Raw genomic sequence first — 19,833 nt, 5'->3', positions numbered from 1 at the left:
ATAGATATTAAAATATGATTGTAAGGATATGATTTAGTTTTTGCTACGTAATTAAGTTAAAAATTAATCAATCAAGTTAAAATTTAAACAAACAGAAAAGTATCTCAATTAATAGGATCCAATTTATTATGTTGATTTCTTGGATTCTAATATTATTAACTTAAATATTCAATTTTGTAATTGTTTGCAAAAATATGGAGAAGTCTAGCTTTAAGGAATGGACAATTCCAGAGTATACAAAAACTAATAAGAGTATATTGTAATTAAAATCATTAGAAATAAGAAGCTCATAGAATAATTAATACATAATAGCTAGGAGGAAAATTATGAAAAATAAATATACAAATCTTTTGTCACCAATTACTATCAATGGAATGATATTAAGAAATAGAACGGTAATGCCACCTATTGGAAGCAATTTTGCAACAGTGAGTGCAGAAGTATCAGAAGAGATGATTAAATATTATGAACTAAGGGCAAAGGGAGGGACAGGTCTTATTATTATAGAAAATGCTTGTGTTGATTTTCCTATGGGAACTAATGGAACAAAGCAGTGTAGAATTGATGATAATCAATTTGTACCTGGATTTTATACTTTAGTTGAAAGACTTCACGCTTATGGTGCAAAGGTTTCTGTTCAGCTTAACCATGCAGGAGCATCAGCTTATCCAGGAAGATTAAATGGTGCACAGCCAGTATCATCTTCAAATATTCCTTCAAAAACTGGGGGAGCTATTCCAAGACCATTAACCATAGACGAAATGAAAGCAATTGCTAAAAAATATGGAGAAGCTGCTGGAAGGGCACAATTAGCAGGGTTTGACTCAGTTGAAATTCATGGAGGACATTCATATCTTCTCAGTCAATTTCTTTCACCTCTATTTAATGACAGAAAAGACGAGTTTGGTGGAAGCGCTGAAAATAGAGCCAGATTTCCAAGAATGGTTTTAGATGAAGTAAGAGCAGCGGTTGGCCCTAGATTCCCAGTAGCAATTAGAATAAGTGCGGATGATATGCTTAAAGGCGGAAATACACTTGAAGATTCACTTGAATTAATGGAATACTTACAAGAAAAAGTTGATTTTATAAATGTATCTGTAGCACAAAATGATAATTTATATTTGCAGCATGATAAGATGAGTCTTCCTGAAGGTTGGAGAAGCTATATGGCTAAGGCTATAAAGGAAAGATTTAATAAACCAGTTATATCATCTGGAAATTTCCGTACGCCAGAGGTTTGTGAAGAAACAATAAAAAATGGAGATGCAGATCTTATAGCTATGGGACGTGGTTTAATAGCAGAACCATATTGGGCCAATAAAGTTGCAAGCGGTGAGGAGCACCTTCTTAGAAGATGTATTTCTTGTAATATAGGATGCGCAGACCATCGTTTGGCTAAATCTCAACCAATTCGTTGTACAATAAATCCAGATCTTATATTTGAAGATGATTATAAAGATAAAAAAGTAAAAAAAACAATTAATGTTTCAGTTATAGGTGGAGGTACTGCTGGATTAGAAGCAGCATGTACAGCGGCAGAAGTAGGATGTAATGTAACTTTATTCGAGGAAAAAGATAGATTAGGCGGCCTAGCATGGATGATAGGAACAGTCCCTGCAAAGAGAAAAATTCACTATTTTGTAGAGTATTTAGAAAACAGAGCAAAAGAATTGCCTAATCTTACTATAAAGCTTAAGACAAGAGCTACAAAAGAAGTTTTAAGTGAAGTAAACCCAGATATTATAGTAAATGCAACAGGTTCAAAGCCGCTTCTTCCTCCAATACCAGGTTTGAAGGAGCACATAGATAAAGAAGGTGGAAAAATTAAATCAACCTTTGGTTTTATAGAAAGTCTTAATACATATGAAAATGAGGACTTTACAGGAAAGAAGGTTGTAGTTGTAGGCGGTGGAGCAGTAGGACTTGATGTAGTAGAATTTTTTGCTGAAAGAGGTGCACAGGTTTCGGATATTGAAATGATGCCTGTAATAGGAAAAGATTTAGATACAAATACAAAGCTTGATGCATACCATATGATGAAAGAAAATAATGTTAATCAGCTTACAGAAACGGCACTTCAGGCTGTTAATGAAAATTCATTTACAGTTAAGAATCCAGAAGGTGTCATAGAGGATGTAGCGTTTGATTATGGATTTGTGTGTCTTGGAATGAGAGCCGAAATATCTGAATTGCCAAATCTAGAAGAATATGCACAGGAAAAAGATATAAAACTTCTTAATATTGGAGATAGTGTTAGAGCGCGAAGAATAATAAATGGTACTGAAGAAGGTAGAAATATAGTTAAGACTTTAGAAGTAATGGGTGCTTTTAGATAAGATACATTTAATTTGTCAGGATCATTTAAAAGTAGTTTAAATAATAAGAATATGGATAATTGCCACGATTTATATTTAGATGGTGGTAATTTTTTATTCTTTAGGAATTTTTAAAAGCTCTTGCTGCAATAATAAAGAAGGTTAAAACTGTTGTATAAAATATATAAATAATATCTATAAATAAATATAAAAAATGCATAGAAATATTGACAATAGCATTAAAAAAAGATATGATTATATAAATAGAACAATAAAAAAGCTATGACTAAGAAGTAGTAAGAAAACAGAATTTCTTTACAGAAAGTAACCGGTTGATGAGAGGTGCATAGAATAGTTTTTCTGAATTCATCTTATGAGCTGCCCTTTGAACTGATTTTCTAAGTAGAAGGTGCCGGTAACATCCGTTAAAAATGTAGGGTATTTATTTTAGTTAGATACTCATTGAGTTCTACAGCGTGAGTTGTAGATAAAATTAGGTGGTAACATGGTTTTTAATCGTCCTTTGAAATTTCAAAGGGCGTTTTTTTTGTAGGATAAATTAAATGATATAGGGGGCGTAAAAAATGAATAATAACATGGAAAATAACGAAATAATACAAAATGAGGACTTAAAGAAAGAAGATAACAAATATGCTAAATGCTTAGGAAAATGTACAATAGATGATTGTATGAAATGTCATGAAACAGAACAAGGTTGTCATGAATATTGGGCAATATGGTGTAGGGACAATAACCAGAACCAAATTGCAGAAAAAAACTAATATTCTAAACTTAAAAAGTTCCTATACCTTAGGATTTGTAAGGATAGGAACTTTTTTTGAATTTAATGTTTTAGGTCTGTGTAAACAGGACTAATTTCTATTAAGCATAAATTCATAATGATTTTCTTATTTAAAGCTACATTTTGAATATAATTTATCGGCGTCTTTTGTCCAAAGGACTTTTGTTGATTTTTTCATCAATATGATTGCTTTAATAAATTGTGAACTTCATCCAATTCAATTTTATAAGTACTATTAGTGAATATGTAATCATCTATAATTATCGCCATAGCCATAGCCACTTTCTTTAGAATATGTCACATTAATTTGAGTTTTTATATCCTTTGTTTAACTTATGACAATTAAATGGAGTTAATAAAATTAACTAAAATAAAGTATAGTTATTATAGTTGTGAGGATTTAATTACATAATCTTTAAAGCTTTGAATTACAGGTGTTAATGCTCTATCTTTAATTACCGCTAAATAAAATATCCTTTCCCAGTTTGGGCTTTTAATCTGAATAACTTTCAAATTCATAGAATTTAGCATAGGCATATTAGGACAAACTGCAATACCAAAATTCTTAGAAACCAATCCTGCTATTACTTGATCTTCTTCAACTTCATAAGCAACTTTTGGCTGCTGTCCGATTTGATTGAATAAATCGTCTATTATAGGTCGAAGTCCGCTTTTTCTTGTGAAAATAATTTGAGGATATGGAATAGTTTCGATTAAATCTATAGTATCTTTATTTGCAAGTGGATGATCAGTAGGAACTATTAAAACCAATTCTTGTTTGGCAATTGGAATAAACTCAATAGTATGCTCTTCTTTAATCTTAGAGCAAAATGCAATATCATATTTTCTATCTTTAAGCCCCTGAATAATATCGGAAGTTACTCCAGTATGAAAGTGAAATTTAATTTCTTTTTTAGGATGAGATTCTAAAAAAAATGAAGTAACATCTGGAACAAAATCACTTCCTAATGTCCTAAGAAAAGCTAAATCAATTATACCTTCTCCATTACTGATTGATTTTAAAGTGGCTACATTTGAGTCAAGAATTTCTAAAGATTCTTGCACAGCAGCAAAAAACATTTTTCCACACTTTGTTAATACAACATTCCTACCTTCCTTTTCGAAAAGTGAAACTCCAAGTTCTTTTTCTAATGAAGAAATAGCACTACTTAAGCTTGGTTGAGTAATCATTAATTTTTCGGCAGCTTTTGTATAGTGTTCTAAATGCGCCAGAGTTATGAAATAACGTAAATGATATAAATTCAATTTAGCACCTCGCTTTCATAATGTATGTATTATGGTGAAATTATAGCATGACCTATATATAAAATCTATAGATTGTTAGGATATTATCAATTTGTTTTCTAAATAGGCCTATAATATAATATAAATATAGATTCCAATAATATTGATTAATAAATGGGACTCAGCTTTCAATCTACCGGTAGAATGATTAATGTTTTATAGAAACAGTTTTTAAACAAAATCCAGAAATCGATATCAATGTTATTTAGATATCAATGTTTTTAAATTGAAAGGAGTAAATACCATGAATAATGAAGTTATGAAAAATACTTATGAGGAAGGACAATGTCCACCACTTACAGTTAGCTCATGGACATTAGGAGATCAATGTAAATTTGAGGAAAGAGTTAAAGCAGCTAAAGAAGCAGGATATGAAGGAATAGGTCTTCGTGCTGAAACATATGTAGATGCATTAAATGAAGGTTTATTCGATTCTGATATTCTTGATATTCTTAAAAAATATGACATGAAGGTTACAGAAGTTGAATACATTACACTTTGGGCTGAAAATAACCGTTCTTATGAACAAAAATACAAAGAACAAATATGCTTCCATATGTGTGAATTATTTAATGTTCAACATATAAATATTGGTTTAATGGAAACTTATAGTGTAGAACATACTGCACAAAAGTTAAAAGAATTATGTCAAAGAGCAGGCAAATATGTAATTGGTGTAGAACCTATGCCATATAGTGGTATCCCAGATGTTAAAAAGGGTTGGGCAGTAGTTGAAGCTTCAGGTTGTGACAATGCTAAACTTATCTTAGATACATGGCATTGGGCAAGAGCAAACCAAGAAAATGATATTAAATTATTAGAAGGTATTCCAGCTGATAAGATCGTATCTATTCAAATCAACGATGTTTATGAAAGACCTTATGCAAAATCTATATTAAGAGATGAATCAATGCATGACAGACTTGCACCTGGTACAGGAATAAATGTAACAGAAGGTTTTGTTCGTATGATTAAAGAAAAAGGTATAAAACCAGCATGTATAGGTGTTGAAGTAATAAGTGATGCTATTTTAGCAAAAGGTGTTGCCGAAGCAGCTAAACACACATATAACAATACTATAAAAGTATTGGATAAGGCTTGGCCTGAAGTATATCCCCAAAAATAGAAATATACAATATTAATTGCATATTTTAAAGTAAACAAAAGATAAATAATTGTGAATTAAATTAACAATGAAAGGATGATTTGTTTTTATGAAATTTAAGTCAATGTTTACCCCAATTAAAATTGGGCCAATGACAGTTCCAAATCGTTTTGTAGTTCCACCAATGGGTAACAATTTTGCAAATACAGATGGAACATTGAGTGATAAATCTTTAGCTTATTACCGTGAACGTGCTATTGGAGGATTTGGATTAATTACTTTTGAAGCTACTGTTGTAGATAAGAAAGCTAAGGGTGGACCACGTAAACCATGTTTATTTGAAGATAAGACTGTAGAAAGCTTTAAGAAAGTTATAGATGCTTGTCATGAGGCTGGTGCAAAAATATCTATTCAGCTTCAACATGCAGGACCAGAAGGAAATGCAAAGATTGCAGGCTATCCATTAAAAGCTGCTTCAGCAATACCATCATCTCTAGGAAGAAATACGCCTGTTGCTATTTCTAGAGAAGAAATCTATGAACTTATAGAATTCTACGGTGATGCAGCAGTACGTGCAAAGGAAGCAGGAGCTGATGCAGTAGAAGTTCATTGTGCGCATGGATATTTAGTTAATAGTTTCCTTTCACCAAGAACTAATAAGCGTGTGGATGAATTTGGTGGTTGCTTTGAAAACAGAATGCGTTTACCACGTTTAATAATTGAAAACATACGTAAAAAAGTTGGACAATCTATAGCAATTCTTTGTCGTATAAATAGTTCTGACGAAGTTGACGGTGGATTAGATGTTCATGATAGTTCAACAATTGCTGCTTATTTAGAAGAGTGTGGTGTTGACGGTCTTCATGTTTCACGTGCTGTACATATACGTGATGAATATATGTGGGCACCTACAGTTTTACACGGAGGATTTAATGCAGAGCTAGTTACAGAAATTAAGCGTGCAGTAAATATTCCAGTTATTATTGTTGGACGTTTTACTGAACCACATTATGCAGAATTATTAGTTCGTGAAGGACGTGCTGATTTAGTAGCATTTGGACGTCAAAGTTTAGCTGATCCTCACGCACCTAATAAGGCGAAAGAAGGTAAATTAGATCAATTAAATCCATGTATTGCCTGCTTACAAGGCTGCGTTGGAAATATGTATCAAGGAAATCCAGTTAAATGTCTTGTAAATCCATTCCTCGGTTATGAAGGGGAAATGAAGCCAGCTGAAACTAAAAAGAAAGTAATTGTTGTAGGTGGTGGAGTTGGCGGTATGCTTGCAGGATGGGCAGCAGCTGAAAGAGGTCACGATGTAACATTATTTGAGGCAACAGATACCCTTGGTGGACAAATGCGTTTAGCAGCTTATCCTCCAGGAAAAGGAGATCTTACAAATATGGTACGTAGTTATGTTGCTAAATGCGAACAATATGGAGTAAAAGTTCGTATGAATACAGAAGTAACTACAGAAATTTTAGAAGCAGAAAAACCTGATGCAGTAATTATTGCAACTGGTGCAAAACCATTAGTTCTTCCAATCCCAGGAATTAATGAATCAGGATTAATACATGCAGTAGATCTTCTTGATGGAAAAGAATCTTGTGGTGAAAAAGTACTTGTAGTAGGTGGCGGAATGGTTGGATGTGAAACAGCTGATTTCTTAGGAGAACAAGGACATGATGTTACAGTTATTGAACTTCGTGATAAAGTAGGAGCAGATGTAATTTCTGAACACCGTAAATTCTTAATGAAAGACTTTGAAGAATATAAGATTAAAAGTGTTACTAATGCAAAAGTTGCAAAATTCTTTGAAGGTGGCGTTGCTTATACATTAGAAGATGGATCAGAACATACTCTTGAAGGCTTTGATTCAGTAGTACTTGCTATGGGAGCACGTAATTATGATCCATTAAGTGAAAAAGTTAAGGAAATTGTAAAAGAAACTTATGTTGTTGGAGATGCAGTAAGAGCTCGTAGAGCCCTAGATGCTACGGCTGAAGCAATGGAAGTAGCAATGAAATTATAATTAATATCTTAAAAACGAGATATTAAAATTGTGAGGGATATTTATGGAAAAGAGAATTTCAGGAACAACAGCATTATATTGTTTGATTGGTACACCAATAGGTCATTCAGGATCTCCGGCTATGTACAATTATAGTTTTCAAAAGTTAGGAATAGACTCAGCATATGTAGCTTTTGATATTTCAATAGAAAAAGTGAAGGATACTATTGCAGCTTTTAGAACATTAAATATAAAAGGCGCAAACGTAACAATGCCATGCAAAAATGAAGTTGCTAAATATATGGATGAATTATCTCCAGCAGCGCGTCTAGTTGGAGCAGTTAATACTATCGTAAATGATGGGGGAAAATTAACTGGAAATATTACAGATGGTGTTGGATTCGTGCGTAACTTGAAAGAGCATGGAGTAGATATAAAAAATAAGAAAATTACTATTTTAGGTGCTGGTGGTGCTGCAACAGCGATCCAAGTTCAATGTGCTTTAGATGGAGCTAAAGAAATTAATACCTTCAATATAAAAGATGATTTTTACAAAAAAGCTGAGAAAACTATTGAAAATGTTAGAAAAGAAGTCTCAGAATGTGTTTTAAATTTATATGATCTAGAAGATGTGCAAAAACTTAATGATAAAATTGCAGATAGTGATATTCTAGTAAATGCAACACATGTAGGAATGCATCCTAACGAAAATGAATCTCCAATAAAAGACAGAAGTGTTTTTAGAAAAGATTTAGTTGTAGCAGATGTAGTATATAACCCAAGAAAAACAAAGCTTTTAGAAGATGCAGAAGCTGCTGGCTGCAAAATAGTGACTGGTATAGGTATGCTTTTGTGGCAAGGTGCAGAGGCATTTAAATTATATACAGGACTCGAAATGCCTGCAAAAGAAGTCAATGAGTTGTATTTTAAATAATCTTAGATATATAGTAAGAAAGTGAATACCCCATTATAATGAATTTTATTATGTTATAGGTTGGATTTTGAATCCAGCCTCATTATTAGGAAGTGTATTCAAATAATTTTATTTAGTCAAAAAAGTTAAAAAATTAACAAAAATGATAAAGTGAACTAATTTAATTAATAATATTATATCAAAGGAAAAATGAAAGGGGAAAAACAATGAATAATAAAAAATATTATCCGACGGCTTTAGCACTATACTTTACATATTTCATACATGGTATTGGAGTATCAATACTTGGACAATACAAACAGAATTTTGCGGGTGCATGGGGTGCAGACAAATTATCTAATGGTACTTTTGATGTAAGTATGGTGCTCGCAGTAATTGCTGCATTAGGACTTGGACGTTTAATAACACTTCCATTTTCGGGTCCAATTTCAGACAGATTCGGAAGGAAAATTTCTGGATTAATCGGTGTCGTTTTATATGTAGCTTACTTTATAGGAATTGCAATATCTCCAAATATGTATGTTGCTTATGCATTTGCATTATTAGGTGGTGCAGCTAATTCTTTCTTAGATACATGTGTTACTCCATCATGCCTAGAGATTTTTGTGAATTCTGGTGATGTTGCCAATATGTTTACAAAGTTCTCGATATCAATAGGACAATTTTTACTTCCTTTTATAATTGGTTTTATTGCAGCAAGCAATATGTCTTATACAACTATTTTCTTTGTGACAGGTATAGCATTAGCTATAGATGGTATTTTAATTGCAATTGCACAGTTTCCACCTAAAAATGGAAATGTAAATACAACAAAAGATACACCAATAAAATCAGAAAAAATGAAGTTTACAGCAACAAGCATAGCAGTTATTTGTATTGGTTTTACATGTACATCTACATTTCAACTATGGTTAAATTGTAATCAAGAATTAGGAAAGTTATATGGTTTAGCTAATCCAAGTCAAATTCAAACTTATTATGCATTAGGGTCAATGGTTGCTGTATTAGTAACAGCTGCACTTGTAAAAAGTTTTCTTAAACCAGTTAGAATACTTGTTATTTATCCAGCGATTTCAGCAATCATGTTATTGATTATATACTTTGTACAAACGCCAGAAATTTGTCTGATTGGTGGATTTATAATAGGATATTCAGCAGCAGGTGGTGTACTTCAGTTAGCTGTATCAACAGCAAACTCTATGTTTCCAACAAACAAAGGAAAGATTACATCTATTGTTATGATTGCATCGAGTGTAGCTAACTATGTTATCTTAAATGCAGCTAGTTATATCTCAAAGTCAGGTGGTCTAGAAGGACCAAAATATGTGCTCATATTTAATGTGGTAATTACTGCTGTTGGTATTCTACTTGCATTATTTGTAAATAAACAATACGCTAAAGCAGAAATAAAGTAAGTATTGGAAGTTTATAATTAATTCAATAAAACTTTTACAAAATACCATCATTCTCATATTAATTATTTTCAGTATAATTTATCAAATAATGAAGTGAGTATGATGGTTTTTTATAAATAATTTTCAAATTTATTGGACTTTGTATTGCTGAATGGATTGTAGTTACCTTTATATATACTTAGCATTTCGAATTTAGGTGTTTTTATTTTATATAGATTTGATCAAAAGGAGGGTAGCAAAGAAGAATAAGATTATATAGTATAAGAAAATAATTATATAACAAAACTAGAATATAATTAATAAAATTGGAGGGAAAATAATGGATCAAGAGAATATTGGTAAAATCAAAGAAGAACCGACAAAGAGACGATGGTTCGTACTTTTTTTGGTATGTATAATAACTTTTATAAATTACCTAGATAGAGCTAATATTTCAGTAGCAGCTCCATTTATATCAAGTGATATGGGTTTTAATGCTGCTAAAATGGGATTAATATTTTCTGCTATGAGTTGGTCATATACGTGTATGCAAATTCCATGTGGTTGGTTTCTTGAACGCTTAGGACCAAGAGTAGTATATGGGATTGCACTTTTTGGATGGTCTGCATTTACAGGAGCTATGTCACTTACTTATAACTTTGCCAGCATGATTGCTTGTCGTCTTGGACTTGGCATATTTGAGGCACCAGCTTTTCCAGCAAATAGCCGTATTGTTACTGCATGGTTTCCATCTAGAGAACGTGGATTAGCAATTGGTGCTTATACTGGAGCTGAATATATAGGGCTCGCATTATGTACTCCTGTTTTAACATGGCTTTTGGTAAATTCTGGATGGAAATCTATATTTGTTGCTACTAGTTTAATAGGAATTATATTCACATTTTTTTGGTTGTTTTGTTATAATGACCCAGCCAAGTCAAAGGGGGTTAACCAAGAAGAGATTGACCTTATTAAAGAAGGCGGTGGTCTTTCAGATACTATCGCAGAAAAAAATAAAGTTAATTGGAAACAGGTAAAGTATCTTTTTACAAGCCGTCAGTTATGGGGAATGTATATAGGTGGATTTTGTAATACTGCGATATTATTCTTTTTTATGACATGGTTTCCATCTTACCTTGTTGCTGAAAAACATATGACTATGTTAAAGATGGGGATTTATGGAGCTTTACCATATATGGCAGCAATTGCTGGGGTTTTGTTTGCTGGAAGATGGTCAGATTGGATGATTTCTAAAGAATATGGAATAGGAATATCACGTAAACTTCCAGTTATTATCGGTTTACTATTATCTGCTGTTATTATGGCTGCTAATTATACTAATGATATTACAACTGTTATCATATTTATGTGCATAGCTTTCTTTGGTCAAGGTATGGCATCAACTATTTCTTGGGCCCTGTTATCTGAGATAATGCCTAAACAATTAGTAGGATTATGCGGTTCAGTTTTTAATTTTGTATCTAATATGGGAGGGGCTCTATCTCCTGCTATAGTTGGCTACTTAATTGCTGCAACAGGATCTTATGCATCTGCATTGGTTTTTGTTTCTGCAATGGGTGGATTAGGCGCTTTTTCGTACATATTTATTATCGGAAAACCTAAACGTATTGTGATTCCAGATTAATTAAGGTTATGTTTAACAATCTAGATTTTTAGTAATTTATTCATAGAATATTTCTATTGATAATAAGAGAAGAATTAATTGGAATATTATTAGAAATAGACATATCATATAATTGTAGGAAAATTAACAAATAAAAATTTTAATAAATATATATTATTTAAAATTAAGGAGAGATGAGAAATGGAAAGACGTATTACAGGATATACTACATTAATAGGGTTAATTGCAACACCAATAAAGCATACTAAATCACCAACGATGCATAATGAAGCTTTTTCATATTTAGGACTTGATTATGCATACCTTGCTTTTGAAGTGGGTAACGATGAGCTAGAAGATGCAGTAAAAGGATTAAAGGCATTAAAAGCCCGTGGATCTAATGTATCAATGCCTAATAAGACTGTTATTCACAAATATTTAGATAAGATTTCTCCAGCAGCAGAGCTTGCAGGTGCAGTTAACACGGTTGTAAATGATGATGGTGTTTTAACTGGACATATAACAGATGGAGTTGGATTTATGACTTCATTAAAAGATAGTGGTATTGATGTGATTGGTAAGAAAATGACTATAGCAGGAGCTGGTGGTGCTGCTACAGCAATTCAAGTTCAAGCTGCTTTAGATGGTGTGGCTGAAATATCTATCTTTAATATTAAGGATAAATTCTGGGCAAGAGCAGAAGAAACAGTTAAAAAGTTAACTGAAAAAACAAACTGTAAAGTTAAATTATTTGACTTAGCTGATACTGATGCTTTAAGAAGTGAAATTGAATCAAGTTATCTTTTTGTAAATGCTACAGGTGTTGGTATGAAGCCATTAGAAGGTCAAATGGTAATTCCAGATGAAACTTACTTACGTCCTGACTTATTCGTAGCAGATACAGTTTATATGCCACATGTAACTAAATTATTAGAAACAGCTGATAAAGTAGGTTGTAAATGGATTAATGGTGATGGGATGATGTTATATCAAGGAGCAGAAGCATTTAAACTTTTCACAGGAAAAGAAATGCCTATTGAACATATGAAAGAATTTTTAAACATTAAATAATATCATAAGTAGATAAAAAATGAATAGTGCTCATATAAGCTGCGATAATTATGCTATATTAAAGTAGAAGCAAGTTATAATTATAATATATGAATAAAATATTTATTGTAGCTTATATAGCATATGAGTTTTAAAATTTATTCTTTAATTATTTTATGAAAATATTATATAAAAGTATTTTGACACACAATATAAAATTGGACTGCAAAAAGATAGGAAGTGTATAATTTGTCTAAAAAAGAATTGATAAGACGTTATATTTTGTTTATAGTAGGATTATTTATTATGGCAATAGGAATTTCGCTTATGGTAAAAGCCCAACTTGGAACATCTCCAATATCATCAATGCCTTACGTAATAAGCTTAAAATTTACATCTATATCGTTAGGCATGTTTACTATTATATGGAATATGATTTTAATAATATCTCAAATATTTATTTTAGGCAAAAAGTTTCAAGCTTTTCAACTTTTACAGATTCCATTATCATTTATATTTGGAAGTTTTGTTGATTTTACAAGATATATGCTAAGTGGTATTTCAATACATAGGTATATATCTTGTATTCTATTATTGTTTTTAGGATGTTTTGTATTAGCATTAGGGGTAAGCTTTACAGTTTTAGCTGATGTTATTATGAATTCTGGTGAAGCATTTGTGCAAGCAATTTCAATTAAAACTGGAAAAGATTTTAGTTTTATAAAAGTTGCATTTGATATTTCACTTGTTATTCTATCAATTATTGCATCTTTGGTATTCTTTCATAAAATTGTAGGAATGCGGGAGGGTACAATTATTGCAGCTATAATTTCGGGATTTATTATCAGATTTTATAATAAAAACCTATCTTTCATTATTGACGAATTTATTGCTGATAAAAATTATGAAACAGTGAACTAATTAAATCTAAAAATTACAAAACTCGTATGTATATAGTTAGAAACAAGGAGGATAATTATGAAAAAAACAGTAAAAGTTAGAGATATTAGAATTGGAGAAGGAATTCCTAAAATTTGTGTTCCAATAGTTGGAAGAACAAAGGAAGAACTTCTAGAAGAAGTTAATTCTTTAAAAAATATTAGATTAGATGTTGTTGAGTGGCGGGTTGACTTTTATGAAAATGTAGAAGAGATAGAAAAAGTTAAAGAAGTACTTGTAGCTATAAGAAAACTTCTTCTAAATACACCTATATTATTTACATTCCGTAGTAAAAAAGAAGGTGGAGAAAAAGAAGTATCTGTAGAATATTATGCGCAATTAAATAAAGAAATTGTAGCTACATCATTAGTTGATTTAGTTGATGTGGAGCTTTTCACTGGTGATGAAATAGTTAAGGATATAGTTGCTTCTGCACAAGCTTCTGGGGTTAAAGTTGTAATGTCAAATCATGATTTCTTTAAAACTCCGACACAAGAAGAAATTGTATCACGTTTAAGAAAAATGCAAGAATTAAAAGCTGATTTACCCAAAATAGCTGTGATGCCTAAAAATCAAAGTGATGTATTAGTTTTACTTTCGGCTACAAACGAAATGGTTCAAAATTATGCTGAAGGTCCAATAATTACAATGTCTATGGCTGGTACTGGAGTTATAAGTCGTTTAGCGGGAGAAATATTTGGTTCATCATTAACATTTGGAGCAGCCAAGAAAGCCTCAGCACCTGGTCAAATAGCAGTAGCTGATTTACGTGCAGTACTTAATATTTTACATAATAGTGTCAAATAATTAATACGCTTGATTTTGTAAAAATAATTTATTTATATATTAAAAGCATATATTTTAAATCTAGTTGATTAGATCTTATGATACTAATGCTTTAAGTAAATTATAAAAAATGTAATAGATAATACTTAGTAAAAAATATAATGTTAACAGCACACTTATTGAAAGATAAGGTCGCAAAGCTATGAGTCTAAGGGAAATCTTATTTTCTATGATTGTCAGGTTGCCAGAATGTATTTGTAATAAATTTTGTATTTTATTTTGGTGTCCATAATTATATGGGCACTTTTTGTTTCTAAAGAAAGTCGAATAAAAAATATTATCGTTTAATTAACGCTAAAAAATTATATTCATAAAATAGTTTATTCAAATAATGTATTTCTGTAGTTAGTTTCACTACAGCATTCTACTGAATTTACTGATTATCTGTACTAAAATTTTTAAATATATATAAATGAAAAAACAGAAGAATATTAAAATTAAATTTTAGTAAAATAACGAATTATAGGAGCTGTGAGAGGGTAAATAGTGTTAGGGGTGGAATTATGAAAAGTATAAAATCAAAATTAATAGTTTTTTTAGGCTTATTATTAGTAAGTATATGCATGGGATTAGGGATAATTTCATTTATGAATTCGTCAAATGCATTAAAATCAAATTTGGGAAAGACATTACCCAAAATTGCAGAACAAACTGCAAGTAGCGTTTCAGGAAGACTTGAAGGACAACTAAAATCCTTAGAAGCTGTTGCAGCTACATCAGAAATAAGTAATCCTAATATTGCAACAGAAAGCAAAATTCCCATTCTTTCAAATGAAGCAAAAAGAATGGGAAGTATTAGATTAGAATTTGTAGAAACAAATGGGGATATAAAAAAACCAGATGGAACAATTACGAATGTTAAGGATAGAGAGTATTTAAAGAAAGCATTAGAAGGTAAAGATAATGTATCAGATCCAATAGTAACTAAAGATGCTAATAAACAAGTTGTAGTTGTATATGCGGTTCCAGTTAAATATAATGATAAAATTGTAGGCGTGTTAATAGAAACAAGAGATGGTAATTATTTAAGTGAATTAACTAACCAACTTAAAATAGGCCAAACTGGTTATGCATTTATGATTAGAAAAGATGGAGCAAATATTGCTAGTACAGATAAGGAAAAGGTTATTAGTATGTATAATCCAATTGAAGAATCTAAAAAAGATTCTAGATTACAAGCAATAGCAGATATTGAAGTTAGAATGGGTGAAGGTGAAACAGGGCTCGGTAAATATACTTTTAATGGAGTAGATAAATACGTAGGGTATGCACCGGTTACTGGAACTGAATGGTCTGTAGGTGTTATAGTAACGGAAGGTGAAGTATTATCAGAATTATCTAGTTTAAAAGTTTCAGTAGCAATATCTTCCATAATATTTATATTAATTGGAAGTGGGATTATATTTATAATTGCAAGTAATATATCTAATGGTGTAAAATCAACTTCAAAACATTTGAAGTTATTGGCAGAAGGAAACTTGAGTGAAGAGGTTTCAATTAAATATATGAATCAAAAAGATGAAATTGGAGAAATGACTAATTTAATGAAATTAATGCAAGAATCTTTGGGAAAAATGATAAAGCAGGTAAAAGAAAACTCTTCAAATATTAATGCACAATCAGATAATTTATCATCTATATCGGAAGAAATAGCAAACGTATCACAAAATGTTACAGAAGCAATATCTGAAATAGCAAAAGGTACAAGTAATCAATCAGAAGAGTTAATACATATAACAGAAATCCTTAATGAATTTAGTAATAAATTATCTAAGATGGTTAAAGAGATACAAGCAGTAGATTCAAATTCTAGAGAGATAAGCATAATGGCAAATACAAGCAGTAGTGAAATGAATGGATTAAACCAATCAGTAACAAATGTAAGTAAATCATTTAAAGTATTTTATGGTAAAATAAATGCCCTTGGAAAGAATGTTAATAAGATAAATGAAATTACTAATTTAATAAATGATGTTGCAGACCAAACGAATTTATTAGCCTTGAATGCGGCTATAGAAGCAGCAAGGGCAGGAGAAGCAGGAAAAGGTTTTGCAGTGGTTGCAGATGAAATTAGGCAGCTTGCTGAACAATCAAAAGAGTCATCAGAAAGCATCAGTAAATTAATAAGCGGAATATTTAAAGAAACTGACGTTATAGTTGAAGATTCTGTTAACATGGATCAAGAGCTAATAAATCAGGTTAATGTAATAGAAAATTCAATAATATCCTTTAAAAAAATTATAGAAGCTGTTGATGAAGTGATTCCCAAAATTGAAATTGTTAAAAATTCAGCAGAGAACATAGAAACTGATAAAAATTCTATTATTACCAAAGTAGAAGGTTTATCTTCTATTTCGGTTGAAGTTTCAGCATCCTCAGAGGAAATTTCAGCATCTTCAGAGGAAATGAATGCTTCAACTGAAGAAGTGGCTTCAGCAGCACAAATACTGAATAGTATGATGAATGAAATGATTGAAGAAGTTGATAAATTTAAAGTTTAATTTTTTTGGCGGTCAATTATCTAGATTTCCTGCAAAGGTAAAAGCTATATTTGCATATAATTACCAAAGGTAAAATTATTCATTAAGGCTGGGCACTATCCTTTATTTATTTTTGAGAAACTATAACTTGGAAAATGCTATGGTTTTGTTTGTACAAAACTTAGTAATTAAGATAAACTAATATATGCAATTAATGGAAGAATAAAAACTACTACGAGCAAGAGTATTAATTTATAAAATTGATACTCTTTTCTTTTAAATATTAGTATTTAAAAGAAAATACGAGGATTAAGTAGAATTTATGGAATAGTTATAGTATAAGATTGAAGTATTCAATACAGTGAATTTAGTGATAGATATATTATCTATCTTTTTCCTTTTAATAAAAACAGATAAATTGGATTCGATTTATAAAGTAAGAGTGAAAAATAATATTTTTATATATTAAATGACATAACATATTATTGATAAGTGATATATAGTGTTATATAATTGAATATAAGAGAGTAATTTATATTAATAAAATAAATACCAAAATGATTATTAATATAGTTAGGAGGAGATTAAAATATCGTTTTTTATAGGAATAGACATAGGTGGTACAAATTTAAGAGCAGCAGTTATATCCAAAGAAGGAGATATAATACAAATATTTAAAGTTGAAAACGAAGTGCAAAAGGGGGCGGCTTATAACTTAAATAAATTAGTTAATCAAATAAAGGGACAATGGAGCAGTTATGAAATAGAAAAAGTGGGAGTAGGTGCACCAGGACCACTAGACTTAAAAGTAGGTAAATTATTAAACCCTGTTAATTTAAAAGGATGGGAAAACTTTAATATAAAAGAATATCTAAGTGAGAAATTGGGATTGCCTGTTCAAGTTAATAATGACGCTAATGTAGCAGGGCTTGCAGAAAGCTTAGTTGGAAGTGCTAAAGAATGCGAATCGGTATTTTATATAACGGTTTCTACTGGAGTAGGCGGTGCATTAATTATTGATAAGAAGATTATAAATGGAGCACATAGTCAAACAGCAGAAATCTACAACATGATAATAAATGAGGACAAGTATAGTCATGCAGGTACAAATAAAGGCGGGCTTGAAGGACAATGTAGTGGTGTAAATATAGCTAGAATAGCATCAGAAGCATATGGAAAAACATTAAGCACAAAAGAAGTGTTTGATCTATATAAAAGCAATGATGAAAAGGCTGTCCAGGTAATAGAAAAATGGATTAACAATATTTCAATTGGTATAGCTAATGTGATAGCTGTAGTAGATCCAGAAACTGTAGTTATTGGTGGAGCAGTATTAATATATAATACTTACTTGCTACCTAAAATTATTGAGTGCACTAAGACTAAGGTTTCAGATCCATCTATTGTTGATATAAGAATAGCGCAAATTGGTGATAATGCAGGTCTTATTGGTGCAGCAATGTTATAGAAGAAAATACTATTTCATTTTATAAATATTTAACGTATGGAGAAAATAACATAATTTAAATAAAGAAATATAGGAGGCATAAGATGAGTATACAATTCAAGTTCCCAGAAAATTTTTGGTGGGGATCAGCAACATCAGGTCCACAAAGTGAAGGTCGATTTAATAAAAAGCATGATAGTGTATTTGATCACTGGTTTGATATAGAACCAGAAGCATTTTTTAATGGAGTAGGTCCTAATGTAGCATCAAACTTTTATAACAGTTATAAAGAAGATTTAAAATTGATTAAAGAAATAGGTTTAAATAGTATTAGAACATCAATTCAATGGACACGATTGATAAAAGATTTTGAAACTGGAGAAGTAGATGAAGATGGTGTAAGATTCTACAATGCTGTAATAGATGAATGTATTACAAATAATATCCTTCCAGTTATGAATCTACACCACTTTGATTTACCAGTTGAATTATATGATAAATATGGCGGATGGGAATCAAAACATGTAGTAGATTTATTTGCATTGTTTGCAAAGAAGTGCTTTGAGTTATTTGGAGATAGAGTTAAACATTGGGCAACATTTAATGAACCTATGGTTGTAGTTGAAGGTGAATATTTATATAAATTCCATTATCCAAAGATAGTTGATGGGAAAAAAGCAGTGCAAGTTTTATATAATTTAAATTTGGCATCAGCAAAGGCTATAAAAGAGTTTAAAGAATCAAATTGTGGTAAGAATGGTGGGAAGATTGGTATTATTCTTAATTTAACGCCTTCATATCCAAGATCACAAAATGAAGAAGATGTAAAAGCAGCTAAATTTGCAGAAGATTTCTTTAACAATTCATTTTTGGATCCAGCTATAAAAGGTGAGTTTACAACGGATTTAGTTGAAGTTTTAACCAAAGATAATGTAATATGGGAATCAACAGAAGAAGAATTAGAAATAATAAAAAACAACACAATTGACTTCTTAGGAGTTAATTATTATCAACCAAGAAGAGCAAAAGCTAAGGAAGAAAAATTCGACGATTCAAAAGGTTGGATGCCTAATAAGTATTTTGACGATTATGAAATGCCAGGAAGAAGAATGAATCCATATAGAGGATGGGAGATATACCCACAATGCATGTATGATATAGCGATTAATATAAGAGATAATTATAACAACATTCCATGGTACATATCTGAAAATGGTATGGGAGTTGAAGGGGAAGAAAAATATATAAATGCAGATGGAGTTATAGAAGATGATTATAGAATAGAGTTCTATGAGGAGCATTTATCATATCTTCATAAAGGGATAAGTGAAGGATCTAATTGTTTTGGTTATCACACATGGACTCCGATTGATTGTTGGTCATGGGCTAATGCATATAAAAATAGATATGGGTTTATTGCTGTAGATTTAGCTACTCAAAAAAAGACAATTAAAAAATCAGGAAGATGGATTAAAGAAGTTGCAAAAAATAACGGATTTTAGATAGAAACTATAATAGTGCAAAAATGCTTGAATAATTTTACAACTGAATAAAATAAAAAAACATTTATGATAAATCCTT

Annotated in this window: 14 protein-coding genes, 1 riboswitch and 1 other annotated feature; of the genes, 13 read left to right on the top strand and 1 reads right to left on the bottom strand. The window is 30.8% G+C overall.

Annotated elements, in window-relative coordinates; all coding sequences use genetic code 11:
* Positions 1-326 precede the first annotated feature (326 nt).
* Together L3B96_RS25750 and L3B96_RS25745 are read left to right on the top strand one after the other, a co-directional pair.
* Positions 327-2,336, top strand: a complete 2,010-nt coding sequence (locus L3B96_RS25750) for an FAD-dependent oxidoreductase (protein WP_238948948.1) — start codon at positions 327-329, stop codon at positions 2,334-2,336.
* A gap of 252 nt (positions 2,337-2,588) precedes the next feature.
* Positions 2,589-2,842 (top strand) — a binding site (T-box leader).
* 57 nt (positions 2,843-2,899) lie between these two features.
* A complete protein-coding gene (locus L3B96_RS25745) occupies positions 2,900-3,097 on the top strand; it encodes a hypothetical protein (RefSeq protein WP_238901022.1) in 198 nt (65 codons plus the stop codon).
* Between the two features lie 404 nt (positions 3,098-3,501).
* On the opposite strand, the gene L3B96_RS25740 is transcribed toward L3B96_RS25745, so the two are convergent.
* Positions 3,502-4,383: a LysR family transcriptional regulator gene (locus L3B96_RS25740; RefSeq protein WP_238901021.1), complete on the bottom strand. Its 882-nt coding sequence runs from the start codon at positions 4,381-4,383 to the stop codon at positions 3,502-3,504.
* Between the two features lie 283 nt (positions 4,384-4,666).
* Between L3B96_RS25740 and L3B96_RS25735 the strand changes: the two genes are divergently transcribed.
* The 11 genes from L3B96_RS25735 (at position 4,667) to L3B96_RS25685 (ending at position 19,754) form a co-directional block, all read left to right on the top strand.
* Positions 4,667-5,548, top strand: a complete 882-nt coding sequence (locus tag L3B96_RS25735; protein WP_238948947.1) for a TIM barrel protein — start codon at positions 4,667-4,669, stop codon at positions 5,546-5,548.
* 88 nt (positions 5,549-5,636) lie between these two features.
* Positions 5,637-7,559, top strand: a complete 1,923-nt coding sequence (locus L3B96_RS25730) for an FAD-dependent oxidoreductase (RefSeq protein WP_238948946.1) — start codon at positions 5,637-5,639, stop codon at positions 7,557-7,559.
* Positions 7,560-7,602: 43 nt separating this feature from the next.
* The gene (locus tag L3B96_RS25725) at positions 7,603-8,472 is read left to right on the top strand and encodes a shikimate dehydrogenase (RefSeq protein ID WP_238901018.1); all 870 of its coding nucleotides are present in this window, start codon (positions 7,603-7,605) and stop codon (positions 8,470-8,472) included.
* A 206-nt stretch (positions 8,473-8,678) separates the two neighbouring features.
* The gene (locus tag L3B96_RS25720; protein WP_238901017.1) at positions 8,679-9,887 is read left to right on the top strand and encodes an MFS transporter; all 1,209 of its coding nucleotides are present in this window, start codon (positions 8,679-8,681) and stop codon (positions 9,885-9,887) included.
* 319 nt (positions 9,888-10,206) lie between these two features.
* Complete coding sequence (locus tag L3B96_RS25715) at positions 10,207-11,511, top strand: MFS transporter (protein ID WP_238948945.1); 1,305 nt, start codon at positions 10,207-10,209, stop codon at positions 11,509-11,511.
* Between the two features lie 180 nt (positions 11,512-11,691).
* The gene (locus L3B96_RS25710; RefSeq protein ID WP_015395341.1) at positions 11,692-12,561 is read left to right on the top strand and encodes a shikimate dehydrogenase; all 870 of its coding nucleotides are present in this window, start codon (positions 11,692-11,694) and stop codon (positions 12,559-12,561) included.
* Between the two features lie 228 nt (positions 12,562-12,789).
* Positions 12,790-13,461 carry a DUF6198 family protein gene (locus L3B96_RS25705; protein ID WP_238901014.1) on the top strand — a complete coding sequence of 224 codons (672 nt, stop codon included), beginning with the start codon at positions 12,790-12,792 and terminating at the stop codon, positions 13,459-13,461.
* Positions 13,462-13,518: 57 nt separating this feature from the next.
* Complete coding sequence (gene aroD / locus L3B96_RS25700; RefSeq protein ID WP_238948944.1) at positions 13,519-14,286, top strand: type I 3-dehydroquinate dehydratase; 768 nt, start codon at positions 13,519-13,521, stop codon at positions 14,284-14,286.
* Between the two features lie 138 nt (positions 14,287-14,424).
* Positions 14,425-14,514, top strand: a riboswitch (cyclic di-GMP riboswitch).
* A gap of 314 nt (positions 14,515-14,828) precedes the next feature.
* The gene (locus L3B96_RS25695) at positions 14,829-16,826 is read left to right on the top strand and encodes a methyl-accepting chemotaxis protein (protein ID WP_238901012.1); all 1,998 of its coding nucleotides are present in this window, start codon (positions 14,829-14,831) and stop codon (positions 16,824-16,826) included.
* Positions 16,827-17,394: 568 nt separating this feature from the next.
* Entirely contained in the window at positions 17,395-18,273 is an 879-nt protein-coding gene (locus L3B96_RS25690) for an ROK family protein (protein WP_238948955.1), read from the top strand.
* Between the two features lie 83 nt (positions 18,274-18,356).
* Entirely contained in the window at positions 18,357-19,754 is a 1,398-nt protein-coding gene (locus L3B96_RS25685; RefSeq protein WP_238901011.1) for a glycoside hydrolase family 1 protein, read from the top strand.
* Positions 19,755-19,833 lie beyond the last annotated feature (79 nt).

Source organism: Clostridium sp. YIM B02569 (assembly GCF_022320765.1).
Lineage (GTDB): Bacteria > Bacillota > Clostridia > Clostridiales > Clostridiaceae > Clostridium > Clostridium beijerinckii.
The sequence above is the reverse complement of the archived record's forward strand: the minus strand, read 5'-3'. Positions and strand labels throughout refer to the sequence as shown.